Source organism: Labrys wisconsinensis, from assembly GCF_030814995.1.
GTDB classification, from domain to species: Bacteria; Pseudomonadota; Alphaproteobacteria; order Rhizobiales; family Labraceae; genus Labrys; species Labrys wisconsinensis.
On record NZ_JAUSVX010000001.1, the window covers coordinates 995,707 to 1,011,659 of the forward strand.

At 71.4% G+C, this 15,953-nt stretch carries 17 protein-coding genes; 4 read left to right on the forward strand and 13 right to left on the reverse strand.

Annotation, left to right across the window (positions count from 1 at the left end):
* Positions 1-179 precede the first annotated feature (179 nt).
* A complete protein-coding gene (locus QO011_RS04560) occupies positions 180-1,289 on the reverse strand; it encodes a branched-chain amino acid ABC transporter substrate-binding protein (protein WP_307268251.1) in 1,110 nt (369 codons plus the stop codon).
* A gap of 179 nt (positions 1,290-1,468) precedes the next feature.
* Complete coding sequence (locus QO011_RS04565) at positions 1,469-2,251, reverse strand: GntR family transcriptional regulator (RefSeq protein ID WP_307268257.1); 783 nt, start codon at positions 2,249-2,251, stop codon at positions 1,469-1,471.
* Between the two features lie 134 nt (positions 2,252-2,385).
* Between QO011_RS04565 and QO011_RS04570 the strand changes: the two genes are divergently transcribed.
* Positions 2,386-3,147: a pyrroline-5-carboxylate reductase family protein gene (locus QO011_RS04570; RefSeq protein ID WP_307268259.1), complete on the forward strand. Its 762-nt coding sequence runs from the start codon at positions 2,386-2,388 to the stop codon at positions 3,145-3,147.
* Here QO011_RS04570 and QO011_RS04575 read toward each other — a convergent pair.
* From QO011_RS04575 to QO011_RS04600, 6 genes are read right to left on the reverse strand one after another with little or no spacing between them, the layout of a single operon-like run.
* Positions 3,144-3,890, reverse strand: a complete 747-nt coding sequence (locus QO011_RS04575; RefSeq protein WP_307268262.1) for an SDR family oxidoreductase — start codon at positions 3,888-3,890, stop codon at positions 3,144-3,146. The two genes, QO011_RS04570 and QO011_RS04575, sit on opposite strands and share 4 nt — an antisense overlap.
* Positions 3,891-3,904: 14 nt before the next feature.
* Positions 3,905-4,843, reverse strand: a complete 939-nt coding sequence (locus QO011_RS04580) for a 3-hydroxyacyl-CoA dehydrogenase NAD-binding domain-containing protein (RefSeq protein ID WP_307268264.1) — start codon at positions 4,841-4,843, stop codon at positions 3,905-3,907.
* Positions 4,827-5,660, reverse strand: coding sequence for an alpha/beta fold hydrolase (locus QO011_RS04585; RefSeq protein ID WP_307268267.1), 834 nt, complete (start codon positions 5,658-5,660; stop codon positions 4,827-4,829). The genes QO011_RS04580 and QO011_RS04585 overlap by 17 nt, the downstream gene beginning before the upstream one ends.
* Positions 5,657-6,154: a cupin domain-containing protein gene (locus QO011_RS04590; protein WP_307268271.1), complete on the reverse strand. Its 498-nt coding sequence runs from the start codon at positions 6,152-6,154 to the stop codon at positions 5,657-5,659. The genes QO011_RS04585 and QO011_RS04590 overlap by 4 nt, the downstream gene beginning before the upstream one ends.
* A gap of 3 nt (positions 6,155-6,157) precedes the next feature.
* The gene (locus tag QO011_RS04595; protein ID WP_307268272.1) at positions 6,158-7,054 is read right to left on the reverse strand and encodes a hypothetical protein; all 897 of its coding nucleotides are present in this window, start codon (positions 7,052-7,054) and stop codon (positions 6,158-6,160) included.
* Positions 7,055-7,101: 47 nt separating this feature from the next.
* Positions 7,102-7,425, reverse strand: coding sequence for an NIPSNAP family protein (locus tag QO011_RS04600; RefSeq protein WP_307268275.1), 324 nt, complete (start codon positions 7,423-7,425; stop codon positions 7,102-7,104).
* A 247-nt stretch (positions 7,426-7,672) separates the two neighbouring features.
* On the opposite strand from QO011_RS04600, the gene QO011_RS04605 reads away from it, so the two are divergent.
* Genes QO011_RS04605 through QO011_RS04615 form a run of 3 tightly spaced genes read left to right on the forward strand, consistent with a single transcriptional unit; the run spans position 7,673 to position 10,921 of the window.
* Positions 7,673-8,656: a thiamine pyrophosphate-dependent dehydrogenase E1 component subunit alpha gene (locus tag QO011_RS04605; RefSeq protein ID WP_307268278.1), complete on the forward strand. Its 984-nt coding sequence runs from the start codon at positions 7,673-7,675 to the stop codon at positions 8,654-8,656.
* Between the two features lie 2 nt (positions 8,657-8,658).
* Entirely contained in the window at positions 8,659-9,633 is a 975-nt protein-coding gene (locus QO011_RS04610; protein ID WP_307268280.1) for an alpha-ketoacid dehydrogenase subunit beta, read from the forward strand.
* Positions 9,634-9,643: 10 nt separating this feature from the next.
* Complete coding sequence (locus QO011_RS04615; RefSeq protein ID WP_307268281.1) at positions 9,644-10,921, forward strand: acetoin dehydrogenase dihydrolipoyllysine-residue acetyltransferase subunit; 1,278 nt, start codon at positions 9,644-9,646, stop codon at positions 10,919-10,921.
* Between the two features lie 63 nt (positions 10,922-10,984).
* Here QO011_RS04615 and QO011_RS04620 read toward each other — a convergent pair whose 3' ends face one another.
* The 5 genes from QO011_RS04620 to QO011_RS04640 all read right to left on the reverse strand — a co-directional run bounded on the left by QO011_RS04620 (position 10,985) and on the right by QO011_RS04640 (position 15,940).
* The gene (locus tag QO011_RS04620) at positions 10,985-11,761 is read right to left on the reverse strand and encodes a methyltransferase domain-containing protein (RefSeq protein ID WP_307268283.1); all 777 of its coding nucleotides are present in this window, start codon (positions 11,759-11,761) and stop codon (positions 10,985-10,987) included.
* A gap of 121 nt (positions 11,762-11,882) precedes the next feature.
* Complete coding sequence (locus QO011_RS04625; protein ID WP_307268286.1) at positions 11,883-13,373, reverse strand: L,D-transpeptidase family protein; 1,491 nt, start codon at positions 13,371-13,373, stop codon at positions 11,883-11,885.
* A gap of 246 nt (positions 13,374-13,619) precedes the next feature.
* The gene (locus tag QO011_RS04630) at positions 13,620-14,573 is read right to left on the reverse strand and encodes an acetyl-CoA carboxylase carboxyltransferase subunit alpha (RefSeq protein ID WP_307268288.1); all 954 of its coding nucleotides are present in this window, start codon (positions 14,571-14,573) and stop codon (positions 13,620-13,622) included.
* A gap of 93 nt (positions 14,574-14,666) precedes the next feature.
* Entirely contained in the window at positions 14,667-15,455 is a 789-nt protein-coding gene (locus tag QO011_RS04635) for an SDR family NAD(P)-dependent oxidoreductase (RefSeq protein ID WP_307268291.1), read from the reverse strand.
* Entirely contained in the window at positions 15,452-15,940 is a 489-nt protein-coding gene (locus tag QO011_RS04640) for a tellurite resistance TerB family protein (protein ID WP_307268293.1), read from the reverse strand. Before QO011_RS04640 ends, QO011_RS04635 begins: the two co-directional genes overlap by 4 nt.
* Positions 15,941-15,953: the final 13 nt, after the last annotated feature.

The following is a 15,953-nucleotide window of genomic DNA, read 5'->3' on the forward strand; positions in this document are numbered from 1 at the left end:
CAACGATCGCAAGAGCGCGACGCGAGCCAATCCCCTCCCCCTTGTGGGGAGGGGTTAGGGGCGGGGGTCCATCAGGATAGGTCGAGACCTATGTCACCGACCCCCACCCTCTATCCCTCCCCGCAAGGGGGAGGGAAGATACAGGCGTCGAGCACAATCAGATACCCAAAGGCCTCGTCCTACATCTGGCCGACCAGCTTGAACTCCTTGCCCTTGACCTCATAGAGGAAGGACGGCGCCACCTTCAGCTCGCCGGTCTCGTCGAACTCCAGCTCGCCGACCGCAGTCTTGGCCTTGACCGCGTGCAGCGCCTTGTCGAGGCCCTCGCGGGTGCGGTCCTTGGTGTCCTTGAGCACCTGCTCGAGCACCTGGCCCTGGACATAGCCGTAGATCGAGTAGGGCCCGGCGTCCTGGCCGTACTTTTCCTTATACTTCCTGGCGAAGTCGGCGATGGCGGGGCTGGCGTCCATCGGCGGCACCTGGATGGCGGTGACCACGCCCTGCACGTTGGCTTCGCCGGCCTGCTCGATGAATTCTGGCGTATAGCCGCCGTCCGGCACCAGCAGATGGGCGGTGACGCCCTGGTCCTTCATCTGCCGGGCGAACAGAGCGAGCTGCGGCATGACGGCGCCGAGATAGATCACGTCCGGCTTCTGGGTCTTGATCTGGGTCAAGAGCGCGGTGAAGTCGACATCGGTCGGATTGACGGACGAGGTCGACAGGACCTTGCCGCCGCCATCGGAGAAATTCTTGGCGAAGATCTCGGAGATGCCCTGGCCGAACACCTGCTTGTCGTTGACGATGGCCGCGGTCCTGGCGCCGAGGGTCTTCAGGGCGTAGTCGGCCGGGAGCTTGGCGCCGGCGGTGTCGTTGGCGACCGGGCGCACCATGAACTTGTAGCCCTGCCTGGTCAGGCTCGGATTGGAGGCGAACGTCATGTTGGGCATGCCGCACTCCTCGTAGATCGGCAGGGTCGACTGGGCCACGCCGCTGTTGAAGTTGACCAGGCCGATGACGACGGCGTCGTTGTCGCACAGCTTCTGGGCGACCAGCGTGCCCTCGCGCGGGTCGGCCTTGTCGTCCTCCTGCTGGTACTTGATGGTGGTGCCGTTGACGCCGCCGGCGGCGTTGAGGGCATCGACATAGAGCTTGAAGCCGTTGTGCCAGGTCGTGCCGAAGAAGGCCTGCGGGCCGGAGAGCGGCGCCGTCATGCCGACGGTGATCTCGTCGGCCGACGCCGGCCCGGCGAGGACGGCGGCACCCAGCAGCGCCGCGACAAGATGTTTCATGAACTATCCCTCTGCTCTGGTTCGTTGGACCACGCGCGGCCGTTTTTCGGCCGCAGGCTCAGGGAAGTGGGGCGACGCGGATGAGCGCGCCGGCGGCTCCACCCTCGATGAGGCACGCCATCACAGCAGCCTTGGAGCAAGGCGTCAAGTAAAGTGTCGACAATAATGCGTTCAGATTTTCAGCTTACCGTGCCCGGCCTGTGGGCAGCCCGGCCACGCCGCCGGCCGGCGGCGGGCACGTCCGACACGAACAGCTTCAGGAGCGCCTCCTTCAGGGCGGCCTGGGCATCGGAGACGGTCATCGAGATATGCTTCTTCAAAACCGCCACCCCGGCCGCGGCGTCACGGGCCAGCGCCGCCTCGACGATCCGCGAATGGTCCTCGACCAGGTTGACGTGCTGCGGCGCGTGCTCGATCTGCACGCGCCGCACGAAGCGGATGCGGGCGTTGAGCGCCTTGAGCTGGTGCAGGATCGCCGGATTGCCGGAGAGCTCGGCCATGAGCTCGTGGAAGCCCTCGTCCAGCTCCAGGATCTCGTCGGCGTCGCGCCTGGCATAGCGCTGCTTGGCGTCGGCCCAGAACAGCCGGAGCCGGTCCAGGCCCGCCTCGTCGGCCCGCTCGCACAGCAGGGCGAAGGCGCCGGTCTCGACGATCATGCGCAATTCGAACAGGTCGATGAGGTCGTCGATGTCGAGGCCGCGGAAGAAGAAGCCGCGATTGGGCGCGAACACCACGAAGCCTTCGCTGGCCAGGCGGTTCAGGGCCTCGCGGATCGGCGTGCGCGACAATTCCAGCATCCGGGCGAGGTGGACCTCGTTGATCCGCTCCTCGGGCTTGACCTTGAACTCGACCAGCTGGCGACGGATCGCCCGATAGGCGCGCTCGGCGCTGTCGGCCGAGCGCCTGGTGTCCGGCGCAACCTGAGCGGCGTCGGCGCGCCCGCCCGGCATGTCGTTTGACATTCGATTGTCCCTCACGCAGACGACGGCCGATGGCCGTTTTCGCTGCAATGCCCATCATGATCGACCGGGTCTTGTAGGCCCGCGCCCGGCGCGGCGTCGATCCCCACAATCCATATGAGGAGAGGAGAGCGGACATGGCGATCATCGGCGTCATCGGCGTGGGCCATCTCGCCGCGGCGATGCTGCAGGGCCTGATGCGCGCCGGCTTCCCGGCCGCGGACCTCGTGCTCTCCCCGCGCGGCCGCGCCGCCGAGATCGGCGCCAGCCACGGCATCGCGCTCGCGGCCGACAATGCCGCCCTGGTCGAGCGTGCCGGCCTGGTGCTGCTGGCGGTGCGCCCGGCGGCGGCGGCCGGCGCCCTCGCCGGCCTGCCCTGGCGGCGCGGCCAGCTCGTCGTCTCGGCCTGCGCCGGCGTGCCGCTGGCGGCGCTGAAGGTGGTGGCCGCGCCGGCCGAGGTCATGCGCATCATGCCGCTCACCGCCGCCGAGATCGGCGCCAGCCCGACCGCCGTGTTCCCCGACCTGCCGGCAGCCCGGCCCCTGCTCGATCCGCTCGGCCCGGTGGTGCCGCTCGCCTCCGAGCGGGACTTCGAGGTCGCGACCGTCAGCGCCGCGATCTATGGCTGGGTCCAGGACCTCGTCGGCCGCAGCGCCGCCTGGTCCGAGCGCCATGGGCTGGCACCGGACACCGCCCGCCGGCTCACGGCCCTCACCTTCGTGGCGGCGGCGCGGCTGATCGGCGAGCGGGACGAGCCGATCCCCGACCTGCTGCGCAGCCTGGTGACGCCGGGCGGCATCACCGAGCGCGGCCTCGACGTGCTCGCGGCGCGGGACGTGCCGCAGGCCTGGGACGCCGCCTGCGACGCGGTGCTGGCCAAGCTGACGGGGCAAGGCTAGGCGGGCTTGCCATAGACATGGCCGCCGGTCGCCTGGTCGGTCGGCGAGACCTCGATCTCGGCGACGTCGACATGCTCCGGCAGCGTCAGCACGGCGGCGACGGCCTCGGCCACGTCCTCGGGCTGGAGAGCCCGGACGTCGCTGTAAAGCGTGCCCTGCAGCCGGCCGCGGTCGCCGCCGAAGGCCCTGAGATAGATCTCGGTCTCCACCCGCCCCGGCGCCACCTCCGTCAGCCGCACGTTCGACCCGGCGAGGTCGTAGCGCAGCACCCGCCCGGCCTGGGCGAGGCCCGCCTTGGCCCCGCCATAGGCCGAGGTGCCGGCAAAGACGTGGCGGGCCGCCGTGGTGGTGATGTTGACGACATGGCCGCGCCGCCGGGCCACCATGCCGGGCACGAGCAGGCGCATCAGCTGCAGCGGCGCCGTCAGGTTGACGGCGACGGTCTCGGCGATCTCCTGCGCCGTCTGCTCGTAGAGCGGCCGCACCGAGGCAACGGCGCCGGCGTTGTTGACGAGGACGTCGATCTCGGCTCCCGCCAGCGCCGCCTCGACGGCCGCGATATCCGTGACGTCGGCGACGAGCGGCCGGATGGCGGCATCGGCGGCCAGCGCCTCCAGGCCCTCGCGGCTGCGCGCCAGGGCATGGACGGTGAGGCCGAGGCCGGCGAGGCGCCGGCAGAGCGCCGCCCCGATGCCGCGCGAAGCGCCGGTGACCAGGGCGGTGCGATAAGGCGTGGCGGGCATGGCCTGCTCCTTCACTACAGGGCGCCGTCGGCGTCGACCGCGCGCAGGATCGCGACGAGGCCGCGGTCGCGCTCCTCGCGCAACGCGGCATCGGTGCGCTCGCCGATGGCGCCGCGCACCGTCTGCGACACGGCCGCGACGGTCGCCTCGTCCAGCCGCGCCGTGCCGAGGTCGTCCCAGATCGCCTGGTAGGTCGGGCCGTACTTGGCGAAGAACGCCTCGATGCCCTCGGCATTGAGGTGGTTGGAGATGAACGAGCCCTGCAGCGTCCATTTCGGGCCCGGCCCGTAGCAGAAGGCGCGGTCGACGTCCTCGGCCGAGGCGACGCCGTCGCGCACCAGCGCGATGGCCTCGCGCCACATCGCCCCCATCAGGCGCAGCGCCAGGTGTCCGGTGACCTCGCGGCTCAGCACCACCGGCTTCTTGCCGATGGCCTCGTAGACCGCGCGGGCCCGGGCCAGAGCCTCCGGCGCCGTGGCACGGCCGCCGACGATCTCGACCAGCGGCATCAGATGCGCCGGGTTGAAGGGATGGCCGAGCACGATCCGGCCGGGATGCCGGCACTGCGCCTGCATGTCCGACACCAGCAGGGCGGAGGAAGAGGAGGCGATCACCACGCTCTCGTCCACCGCATCTTCGATCCCGGCCAGCAGCGTCTGCTTCAGCGCCAGGCGCTCCGGCCCGCATTCCTGGACGAAGCGGACCCCGGCGAGCGCGGCCGGCAGGTCGGCGGAGAAGGTGACGGCGCCACGCCGTCCGCCGCCGCCCCGCAGCGCATCGAGATCGGCGTCGAGGCCGGGGCGACGGGCCTCGAACGCCGGCCATTGCCCGGGATCGGGGTCGTGGCAGCGCACGTCGAGGCCGGCATGGGCGAAGGCGGCGGCCCAGCGCTGGCCGATCGTGCCGAAGCCGACGATGCCGACCGGCCCGATGTCGCTAGGAGAGATGCTCATGATCGACCTCGGCGGGCTCGACGGAGAGGAAGGGCAGGACGGCCTCGCGGTAGAGCTGTGGCTCGGCCCGCACGGCGTAGTGGCCGCCCTGGGGCAGGATGCGCAGCTCCGCGTCCGGGATCGCGGCGGCCAGCGCCCGGGCGTGGTAGGGCGGCGTGACCATGTCGTCCGCGGCGACCACGACGCGGGTGGGAGAGGCGATGCGCGCGAGGTCGCCGGCGCAGTCATGGGCCAGGATCGCCGCGATGCGCGCCCGGACGACCGCCGCATCCGCCGGCCGGCTCGAGGCCGCGGCGGTCGCCAGCTCCTCGTCCAGGAGAGCGGCATTGGCCACGACCCAGGCCGGCGCGTTGAGCAGCAGGGCGGCATGCCGGCGATAGGCTTCGAGCCCCAGCCGGTCGAGGATCTCCAGCCGTCCCTCGAACAGGCGCTGGAAATAGGGGCAGGGCCTGGCGAAGGTCGCCGACAGCACCAGCCGCGACAGGCGTCCGGGATGGTGGATGGCGAGGTGCTGGGCGATGGCGCCGCCGGTGGAATGGCCGACCAGGCTCGTCGCCGCGATGCCGAGATGGTCGAGCAGGGCGAGGAGGTCGGCGGCCATGTCGGCGATGCTGGTGGCTCCGGCGAGCGGGCTGGAGCGCCCGACGCCGCGATGATCGTAGGTGACGACACGAAAGCGCGCGCTGCAGGCCTGGGCAAAGCCGCGCCAGAACGAGGCGAGGCCGCCGAGGCCCGAGACCAGCAGCAGCGGCGGACCCGTGCCGGCCTCCTCATAGGCGAGCCGGCCGCCGTCCGGCAGCGGCGCGAAGCTGGTCACACCGTCGATCCCGGCTTGAACACGGTGCGCGCCTCGATCTCCAGGATGTCCGCCGGGCGCGGGAAGGGCTGCGGCGCCGGCTCGCCCGGGGTCCGCGGCCGGCCGATCTGCGAGAAGAACGCCTCGATGCCGTGGGGCGACAGGATCCAGAACAGCCTCAGCGGCTCGTCGCCCTCGTTGATGAACATGTGCTCGACGCCGATCGGCAGCGCCACGATCGTGCCCGTGCGCATCGGATGCTCGATGCCGTCGACCACCGCCTTGCCCTCGCCGCCCCACACGAAGATCGCCTCGTGATGGCGGTCGTGGATATGCTTGCGGATGAAGCTGCGCGGCGCCACTTCCTGGATGCCGCAGGAAAACGGCCCGTCCCAGTTCGCCGGCACCAGCTTGTTGGTGACATGGCCGTTGGCGGGAACGGGCTGCCAGTAGGACGGGCCGTCCTCGAGCTGGAGGACGAAGCCCTGCGTCTTGGGGTCGGCGGCATCGGACATGGGTCAGGCTCCGGTGGCGGGGGCTGGGATCGGCGGCGGCAGCGCGGCGCGCATCGCCTCGTTGACGTCGGACCAGGGAATCAGCAGGTCGAGCCAGGCGGCGAGGCGGCCGCTGATCAGGATCGCCTCCTCGACCATGGCGGCAAGCGGCACGTCGGGCCGCAGCAGCGCCGCCTCGACGTCGAGCAGCAGCGCCCCGGCTTGCGCGAGATGGCAGAAGTCGCGGACGCGGACCCCGGTGCGGTTGCAGGCCAGCGCCGCCGCGTAGCGCAGCACCGTCTCGCCGTCGCGGCCGAGGCGCTCGCGCACCCACCACAGCGCCTCGTGCAGGGTCCTGAGCTCGGATTCCGCCATGAGCAGCGGGCCGGCCGGATGCATGATCGCGCGCGAGGCGGTGATGTCACGCAGCTCCTCGGGGCAGGCCGTCCACAGCGCCCGGCGCCGGGCGGCGATGTCGGCCGGCACGCCGGAAGCCGCCGCGGGCGCTGGGAGACCGGGCGCCGCCTCCACCTGCGTCAGGCGCCCGGCGAAGAGCCGCCGCCCATGCCCCTCGCGCAGCCCCAGCCCCAGCGCCGTCAGCGCTTCGAGGCCGCCTTCGAGATGGCCGAGCACGCTGATCGACGCCGTCTCCGCCTGCAGCGGCGCGAAGGTGATCTCCAGGAACTGGCGCACCGGCCAGTAGATGAAGGCGCCCGGGCGGGCCTGCATCACGTCGACGCCGCCTTCGACGTCCTCGACGAAGGGCGCATGCCAGTAGACGTGGCTCCCCGCGATCTTGGGCGTGTGCAGCTGCAGCTCGAGGGGCAGGCAGGCGGCGACGGCGGCGAGCGTCCGCGGGGCGCGGGCGGGATCGCAGGCGATCAGCCAGCGCTGACCATCGATTTCGAAGGCAAGTCTCATCGTGACTGGGCTCGGAGGCGGTTGGGGATCGGCGGGAGTCGGCAGGCTTACTTGCCGGGATCGAAGAAGGAGACCGGCTTCAGGATCTGGTTGCGCATGTCGAGGAGGTGGTCGGCCTCGATCACCCGGCGCCGATAGTCCTGCCAGGCCGGGTCCGCCTCCATGGCGTCGCGGCGCGCCTCGCGGTCGGCGAGGCTGTCATATTTCCACAGGTGCACGATGCGGCTGAGCTCGCCGATATGCGTCTGGAAGAAGCCGAAGGGCTCGCCGATATAGTGGCGCTGCATCGGCAGGCCGACCTCCTCGTAGAGCTTGAGGAAATGCCCGAGCTGGTTGGGGCGGGCGGTGTAGGTGCGATGGTCGAAGATCACGGCGTCGTTCTCCTGGGCTGCGCGCGGGGGTGGGGCCGCATCGAGCCTGCGCGAGAGCCGCTGCGGACCGACGCGAAGCGGGAGCGCGGCCCGCCTCTCGCCGCTCGGGCCGGCGATCGGAAAATAACCCCTTTCCAATCGTCGCGAATCCATGCTTGCATAGTGCATCCCATTGTGTCGACACTTTTCACGCAAATGCTCGACAGAGCCGCGCCGCCGCCGCGGGGCACCGGAACCGGATGAGGCCATGAAGAACACGCCGAGCCCCGAGGACCAGGTCAGGATGCATGGCCGCATGGTCGCCGTCCGCCATCTGGAGGAACGCCTGGGCGAAATGCACAAGGCCGGCAGGACGCGCGGCCCGATCCATCGCTGCGACGGCCAGGAGGCGGTCGGCATCGGCGCCACCGCCATGCTGCGCCCCGGCGACAAGCTCACCAGCACCCATCGCGGCCATGCCCATTATGTCGGCAAGGGCGTCGCCATGCACGGCCTGGTCGCCGAGATCTTCGGCCGCGCCACCGGCATCTGCGGCGGGCGGGCCGGCCACATGCTGATCGCCGATGCCGACAAGGGGCTGATCGGCGGCAACGCCATCGTCGGCGCCGGCATCCCCGCCGCCACCGGCATGGCGGTGTCGCTGCAGATGAAGAATCGCCGGACCGGCGGCGACGACGTCGCCATGTGCATCTTCGGCGACGGTGCCGCCCAGACCGGCATCTGCCATGAATCCATGAACATCGCCGCGCTCTGGCGCCTGCCGGTGGTCTTCGTGCTGGAGCACAACCAGTACGGCCTGACCGCTCACCACAGCACCCAGTCCTCGGTCGCCGACCTCGTCGTGCGGGCCGCCGGCTACGGCATGCCGGGCACGATGGTCGACGGCAACGACGCCGTCGCCGTCTACCGCGCCGTCGCCGACGCCGTCGAGCGGGCGCGGCGGGGCGAAGGCCCCTCGCTGGTCGAGGCCAAGACCTACCGGATGGTCGGCTTCTCCACCAGCGACGTCGGCGGCTACCAGAGCGAGGCGGATCTCGCGGCCTGGCGCGAGCGCGATCCCATCGCCCAGTCCCGCGCCGCGCTGGTCGCCTTCCTCGACGCCGACCGCCTGGCCAGTGTCGAGACCGCCGCCCGCGCCGAGGTCGACGAGGCCTTCGAGCGCGCCCTCGCCGACCCCTTCCCCGCCTTCGCCGGTCATCCGGCGAGCGCCCCCTATGCCGGAGCCCCGTGACCATGGCCCTGATGCGCTATGCCGAAGCCCTGCGCGCCGCGCTGCGCGAGGAGATGCAGCGCGACCCCGATGTCTGGCTGTTCGGCGAGGACATCGCCGTCTATGGCGGCGTGTTCAAGGTGACGCGCGACCTCGTGCAGGAGTTCGGCCCGGAACGGGTGCGCGACACGCCGATCTCCGAGCAGACGCTCACCGCCATGGCCGCCAGCGCGGCGATGACCGGCACGCGGCCGGTGCTGGAGATCATGTATGCCGATTTCCTGCCGCTCAGCATCGACGCGCTGATCAACCAGGCCTCGATCTACAATTATATCTGGGACGGCCAGGTGACGATGCCCTTCGTGCTGCGCACCCAGGGCGGCGGCGGGGCCGGCGCCGGCGCGCAGCATTCCAAGAGCCTCGACGCGCTCGTCGCCCATATCCCCGGCCTCAAGGTGGTGGCCCCGGCGACCGCGGCCGATGCCAAGGGCCTGCTCAAGGCCGCCATCCGCGATGATCATCCCGTGGTGTTCCTGGAGCACAAGCTGCTCTACAACATCCGCGACGAGGTGCCCGACGGCGAGCATATGGTCGAGATCGGCCGGGCCCGTATCGCCCGCCCGGGCCGGCACGTCTCGATCGTCGCCTCCTCGCGCATGGTCCATGAATCCCTCAAGGCGGCGGATGTGCTCGCCGGCGAGGGCATCGAAGCCGAGGTGATCGACCTCCGGACGCTGCGCCCGCTCGACCGCGACACCATCGTCGCCTCGATCCGCAGGACGCATCACGCCGTGGTGGTCAACGAGGGCTGGCGCTTCTGCGGTTATGGCGCCGAGCTCAGCGCCACCATCATGGAGGCGGCGTTCGACGACCTCGATGCCCCGGTCGAGCGCGTTGGCACGCTCGACATCCCGATCCCCTACAGCGAGCCGCTGGAGAACGCCGTGCTGCCCTCCGCCGCTGTCATCGCGGCGGCGGCGCGGCGCGCCGTGGCCTGAGGAGGGCGCGATGGCAACCGACGTCACGCTGGCCGGCGGCGCCGGCGAATATATGGAAAGCGCCACCGTCGTGGCCTGGAACGCCGCGCCCGGCGCCGCGGTCAAGGCCGGCGAGGTCATCGCCGTGGTCGAGACCGCCAAGGCCGCCACCGAGATCGAGGCGCCCTGCGACGGCGTCCTCACCGAGATCCTGGCCGAGGTCGGCGCGGAGGTCGGCATCGGCGCGGTGCTCGGCCGGATCGGCACGGCCGTGGAAGCACCGCCCCCCGCCATGGCCGTCGCATCGGCACCGACGCTGCCGGTCCGGCCGGCGGCGGAGGAGCCGGCCGGACCGGAACCGGGGCGGGTGGTCGCCAGCCCGCTCGCCCGCCGCCTCGCCGCCCAGAACGGCATCGACCTCGCCGCCCTGACCGGTACCGGGCCGCAGGGCCGCATCAAGAGCCGCGACGTCGAGCGTGCCCTCGCGGCCGGCCAGGCCAGGCCCGCCTCCCCCATTTTCGCCCGGCCGGCCGCCGTCGCGCCGCCGCACGCCGCCCCGGCACCGATCGTGCTGATCCACGGCTTCGGCAGCAATGCCGGCGCCTGGCACGCCCTGCTGCCGCGCCTCTCGCCGGCCTTCGCCACCGTCCGGATCGAGCTGCCCGGCCATGGCCGCCAGGCGCGGCGGGCCGGCGACATCGGCGGCCTGATCGACTCGGTGCTGGCCGACCTGGACGCGGCCGGCATCTCGGCGGCGCACCTCGTCGGCCATTCCCTCGGCGGCGCGGTCGCGGCCGAGCTTGCCGCCTCCGGCGCGTTCGAGGCCGCCTCGCTGACCCTGCTGGCCCCGGCCGGGCTCGGACCCGAGATCGACGGCGCCTTCCTCGACGGCTTTCTCAGGGCGCGCGAGCCGGCGAGCCTGAAGCCCTGGCTCGTCCGCCTCACCGCCGATCCCGCCGCCCTGCCGGCCGGCTTCGCCGCCGCGATCCTGCGCGAGCGGACGCTGAGCGGTCTCGCCGAGGCCCAGGCCGCCCTGGCCAGGGCCCTGTTCCCGGACGGCACCCAGGCGCTCGACATCCGCGCCGCGCTGCAGCGCTCGGCCGTGCCCACCCGCGTGCTGTGGGGCAGCGCCGATGCCATCATCCCGGCCCGCCATGCCGACAGCCTGCGCGGCGCGGTCGCCGTCCATCGCCTGGACGGGGTCGGCCACATGCCGCATGTCGAGGCGCCGGACCTCGTCGCCCGCCTGGTGCTCGAGACCTGCCGGGCGGCGGCCTTCACCCTGGGGAATGCCGCTCCGCCGGACTGAGCAGGGTCGGAAGAACCGGTCAGGGCCGACCCGCGGTCCGGTCGGAACGGGTTCGACGGCGACTCAGGCGGAGTCGGGGCTCGGCGGCGCCGTCGCGCCAGGGCCGGCCAGACGCCGCGCCGGGCTCGGCAGCAGCACCGGCCGGAAACGCGGTGCCGCCACCCGGCGAGGGCGGACCGGCACCGGCCGGAACACCTGCTTGGAGGCCTCGACGATATGGACGCCGGGAAAAGGCAGGGCGAGGCGTGCGCCCATGCGCTCCCACATCATCGCCGAGCGCAGGGCCCAGCTCCGATGGCTCGGCGGCATGTAGAGCGCCTCCGACCAGCTGATCGGCGAAAACAGCGCATCGCGCAGGAGCTGGGTCAGCTGCGAGCGCGAGAACGGGCGGCCGAAGCCGAAGGGCGTCGAATCCGAGCGCGCCCAGACGCCGCGCCGGTTCGGCGCCACCACGATGACGGTGCCGCCCGGCGCCAGGATGCGCCAGATCTCCCGCAGGGCGTCGAGGGCGGAGTCCGCCTCCTCCAGCGCATGCACCGCCAGCACCCGGTCGATCGAGGCGTCCGGCAGCGGCAGCTCGGTCTCCTCGACCAGCGCCGCGGCAAAGGGCCCGCCCGGCGGCCATTCCAGCACGCCCTGCGTCGCCGGCATCAGCGCCAGCACCCGCTCCGCCTCCTCGCGAAACACCGAGAGATAGGGCGTGGCGAAGCCGAGGCCCGCCAGACGCAGGTCGCTCAGGTCGCCCCAGCGCGCCCGGATCTTCAGGCCGATCAGCCGGCGCACGATCGCGCCGAGCGGCATGTTGTAGAAATTGCGCAGGTCGATGACGTCGAGCGACATGGCGTCCTACGGTTGCAGACCGAAGGCCGGGTCGCCGATCCGCGGCGAGTGGCTCGAAGCTATACGGTCGCCGGCGCCTGATGTGACCGGGCCGGAGCGCCGATCCATCCGCCCGCCGGCCTCAATTGGCCGTGGCGTAGGCGTTGCCGCCCTTCGGCAGGGCCGGCTGCGTCCCGTCCAGCATGACCGGCGGCAGCACCGCGGTCCGCTTGGGGCGGGTCGGCGGCAGCGGCACCGCGGCGGTCGAGACCTGCGGAACCGTCGCCGTGACGGGGGCGGACTCGGCTGCCGGCGGCTCGTCGGAGCCGAGGCCCAGCCAACGCTGATAGAAGGGCCGCTCCTCCTGGGCTGCCGGAGCCGGTCCGGCCGCGGAGGCCTCGACCGGAGCGGACGGCTGCAGCGTCGCCGGCTTCTGCGCCGGGTCGGAGCTGCCGCCAAAGCTGAGGATGCGGGCGTAGAAGGGCTGCTCGTCCGCCGCGGGTGCGGGGGCCGCCGCGGCGACCGGCGCCTCGGCGGCGGCGACCACCACCGGCTCGGGCTTCGGCGCCGCGGGCTTGGGCATCTCGCTGCCCATCAGGCGGGCATAGACCACCTGCTGGCGCTTGGCCACGACCTCCGGCTTCTGCGGCCCGACGGGACGGCGGGCGAGGTTGGCCTCGGCCATCAGCAGCGTCTCGGCCGCCGAATAGGTCGCCGTCCGCGCCGCCTTGTCGTCGGCCTCGGTGGCCGGCGCACCGCTCTCGTTCAGCACCACCACGGTCGGGCGCGGCACCCTCGAATAGGGCCGGTCCTTGCCGGGAATGGCATGCGAATCGACCGACAGCGCGGCAAAGAGCGGGTTGGAGCCGCCGTCGTCATAGATCGTGTTCACCGCCGGGGTGGACTTGGCCAGCGCCGCCATCTCGACGGCGTCGTGCTGGCGCTTCTGCTCGACCGCCGCGGTGACGGTCGCGTCACCCTTCGGCATGCCGCAGGCCTGGCCGCCCTGGCCGTTGAAGACATAGCGGCTGCCGCAGGCCGCGACCTGCACCGGCTGCTTGGTCACCTCGAAATTGTCGGCGCCTTCCTTGAGGTTCTGCCAGAAGCCGTAATTCGGGTTGCGGCGGTTGCGCACCATGTTTTCCGCCGTCATCCGGAACGGCAGGGACTGGACCTGGAACGCGCCCTGGCCGCCCTGCAGCGCCTCGCGCGCCACCGCATAGATCTCGCCCATCTGGTCGTTGGTCATGGCGAAGCAGCCGCGCGACGAGCAGCCGCCATGCACCATGATGTCGCCACCGGCCCGGCCGAGGGTCCGGTCGAAATTGTTGGGATAGCCGACGTCGAACGACAGGTAATACTGCGAGTTCGGATTCATCTGGCTCTGGGCGACGGAATAGAAGCCTTCCGGCACCTGACGGTCGCCCTCGACCTTCTTGGGGCCGAGCTGGCCGGACCAGCGGCAGATCGGATAGGTCTTGAGCAGGGCATAGCGCCCGCTGTTGGTCTGCTTCCAGAGCTCCAGCTCCGATTCCTGCTTGTAGATGCGCACCAGCACCGGCGCGCTGCGGGTCATGCCCTTGGCCTGCATGTCGGCCAGGAGCTTCTGCGGAATCGGAGACGTGCCGCGCATGCTCGTCCGGCTCGCATCGCTGCAGGCGGACAGCAGAGCGACGGCGGCGACGGCAAAGGCGAGTTTACGAAGCGGGAGGCGTTCAAGCAGCATGAGCGCGCGATTCCGTCGATGTCCAGTCACGCAAGCCATAGACCGTTAAACTTATCGAGACCTTACCGCAACCCGGAGCCCGTCGTAAACGTGGTGCCGAAAGGTAAACGGTGCCTTAACGCTTTTCCCGGGCGGAAAGTCCGGCCCTGTTGCTCACAAGCCCCGCCCGATCGCCAGGAACTTGTCCTGCCGGGCCCGCCGCACCGCCTCCGGCGGCTGGCCTGCGAACTCCTGCAGGGCCGCCTCGATCACGTCGCCCGTTGCCTTGATCGCCGCTCCGGGGTCGCGGTGCGCGCCGCCCACGGGCTCCTGGATGATGGTGTCGATGACGCCGAACCTCAGGAGGTCGGCCGCGGTGATCTTCATGTTGGTGGCGGCGTCCTGGGCCTTGGCGGTGTCGCGCCACAGGATCGAGGCAGCGCCTTCCGGCGAGATCACCGAATAGATCGCGTGCTCGAGCATCAGGACGCGGTTGGTCGCGGCCACCGCGATCGCCCCGCCCGAGCCGCCTTCGCCGATCACGACGGCGACATTCGGCGCGCCCAGCGCCAGGCAGGCCTCGGTCGACCGGGCGATGGCCTCGGCCTGGCCCCGCTCCTCGGCGCCGATGCCGGGATAGGCGCCGGCGGTGTCGACGAAGGAGAGGACCGGCAGCTCGAACCGGCTGGCAAGGTCCATCAGCCGCACCGCCTTGCGATAGCCTTCGGGCTTGGCCATGCCGAAATTGTGCCGGATGCGGCTGTCGGTGTCCGAGCCCTTCTCGTGGCCCATGACGCAGACCGACAGGCCGCGGAAGCGGCCGAGGCCGCCGATGATCGCCTCGTCCTCGCCGAACTTGCGGTCGCCGGCCAGCGGCACGAAATCCTCGATCAGGCCGGCGATGAACTCGCTGGCGTGCGGACGCTGCTGGTGGCGCGCCACCTGCGCCTTCTGCCAGGGCGTCAGCTGCGCATAGAGGGCGCGCAGGGCCTCGGCGGCCTTCGCCTCGAGGCGCTGGATCTCCTCGCCGATCGCGACGGCGTCGCCCGTCGCCGCCATGGCGCGCAGCTCCTCGATCTTGGCTTCCAGTTCGGCCACGGGCTTTTCGAAGTCGAGATAGCTGCGCATGAAGCTCCGGACGAGGCGTGCAAACGGTGCGGGAACCTGGGGTTTCGGCGAGGCGGTGTCAAGGAAGCGCCCGGGAGAAAGCCGCGCTCCGGCTCAGCGCACGCGGCGCTGGCGCTGCGCCTTGGCGAGCATCGGCAGGACCAGGGCATGCGGCAGCACGGCGAGCAGCGCCACGATCAGGCGGTTGCGCCAGCCCGGCACCACCACCAGCTTGCCCTTGCGATAGCCGGCGACGCCGATGCGGGCGACCAGCATCGGGTCGAGCGGGCGGGTGAGCGCCATGGCGCGCGAGCCGCGGTAGCCGGCCCGCGCGCCGAAGCCGGTCGGCGTCGGCCCGGGGCAGAGGGCGCTGACCTTGACGCCGCGGTCGCGCAGCTCGAAGGCGAGCGCCCGGGTCAGCGACACCACATAGGCCTTGCTGGCATAATAGCCGGCCATGCCGGGGCCCGGCACGAAGCCGGCGACCGAGGCGACGTTGAGCACGCCCCCGCCGGTGGCCAGGATCTCCGGCAGGAACGTGACGGTGAGGTCGGTGAGGGCGCGGCAATTGAGGTCGATCATGCCGAGCTGGCCCTCGCGCGGCAGCTCGGCCACCTCGCCGCACAGGCCATAGCCGGCATTGTTGACGAGATGGCGGACGGTAAGCCCCTCCTGCGCCAGCCGTGCCCGCAGGACATCGGCGGCGTCGCGCCGCTCCAGGTCGAGCGCCAGCACCAGCACGGCCCGGTCGGTGCGCGCACGGATTGCGGCCGCGACCCGCTCCAGGCCAGCCTCGGACCGGGCGACGAGGACCAGATCCTCGCCCTCCTCGGCCAGCACATGGGCGATGGCCTCGCCGATGCCGCCGGAGGCGCCGGTGACCAGCGCGACCGGACGCGTCACTCGCCCATTCCCGTCGCGTCGACGCCGCGGGCCGCCGCCACCTTCTTGCGGATCAGGATCCGCTGGGTCGCCGGCACCTCGAGGATCTCGGCGACGCGCCAGACCATATTGTCCTCGAACTCGTGCAGCACGCCGTCGGCGAAGGCCATGTCCCACATCATCTCGATGATGCGCTTGCGCCCCTCGGCATTGTAGGCGCGCTTCACCACGTCGGTGAAGGCGTTGAAGTCGATCGCCTCGCGATTGCGCATGTCGGCGGCCGCGATCAGCGCCCGCGTCTCCTCGTCGTCGAGGGAGAAGCGTTCCTTGAGCAGGCTGGCCAGGCGCCGGCGCTCCACCGGGCTCTCCACGCCGTCGCTGTTCATCGCATGGACCAGCAGGCCGGCCGCGGCGAGGCGGTGGTCGTTCTCGTCGAAGACGATCCGCGGCTTGGCCCGGCCTTCGGAAGAGAAGGTCCGGATGAACTTGTGCAGGCGATCGAGCATCGATGACGGCTCA

What these genes read in the sequence shown, in the direction of transcription:
- QO011_RS04560 (WP_307268251.1), bottom strand. Translation starts at nt 1,289, where the DNA reads ATGAAACATCTTGTCGCGGCGCTGCTGGGTGCCGCCGTCCTCGCCGGG.
- QO011_RS04565 (WP_307268257.1), bottom strand. Translation starts at nt 2,251, where the DNA reads ATGTCAAACGACATGCCGGGCGGGCGCGCCGACGCCGCTCAGGTTGCG.
- QO011_RS04570 (WP_307268259.1), top strand. Translation starts at nt 2,386, where the DNA reads ATGGCGATCATCGGCGTCATCGGCGTGGGCCATCTCGCCGCGGCGATG.
- QO011_RS04575 (WP_307268262.1), bottom strand. Translation starts at nt 3,890, where the DNA reads ATGCCCGCCACGCCTTATCGCACCGCCCTGGTCACCGGCGCTTCGCGC.
- QO011_RS04580 (WP_307268264.1), bottom strand. Translation starts at nt 4,843, where the DNA reads ATGAGCATCTCTCCTAGCGACATCGGGCCGGTCGGCATCGTCGGCTTC.
- QO011_RS04590 (WP_307268271.1), bottom strand. Translation starts at nt 6,154, where the DNA reads ATGTCCGATGCCGCCGACCCCAAGACGCAGGGCTTCGTCCTCCAGCTC.
- QO011_RS04595 (WP_307268272.1), bottom strand. Translation starts at nt 7,054, where the DNA reads ATGAGACTTGCCTTCGAAATCGATGGTCAGCGCTGGCTGATCGCCTGC.
- QO011_RS04605 (WP_307268278.1), top strand. Translation starts at nt 7,673, where the DNA reads ATGAAGAACACGCCGAGCCCCGAGGACCAGGTCAGGATGCATGGCCGC.
- QO011_RS04610 (WP_307268280.1), top strand. Translation starts at nt 8,659, where the DNA reads ATGGCCCTGATGCGCTATGCCGAAGCCCTGCGCGCCGCGCTGCGCGAG.
- QO011_RS04615 (WP_307268281.1), top strand. Translation starts at nt 9,644, where the DNA reads ATGGCAACCGACGTCACGCTGGCCGGCGGCGCCGGCGAATATATGGAA.
- QO011_RS04620 (WP_307268283.1), bottom strand. Translation starts at nt 11,761, where the DNA reads ATGTCGCTCGACGTCATCGACCTGCGCAATTTCTACAACATGCCGCTC.
- QO011_RS04625 (WP_307268286.1), bottom strand. Translation starts at nt 13,373, where the DNA reads ATGCGCGGCACGTCTCCGATTCCGCAGAAGCTCCTGGCCGACATGCAG.
- QO011_RS04630 (WP_307268288.1), bottom strand. Translation starts at nt 14,573, where the DNA reads ATGCGCAGCTATCTCGACTTCGAAAAGCCCGTGGCCGAACTGGAAGCC.
- QO011_RS04640 (WP_307268293.1), bottom strand. Translation starts at nt 15,940, where the DNA reads ATGCTCGATCGCCTGCACAAGTTCATCCGGACCTTCTCTTCCGAAGGC.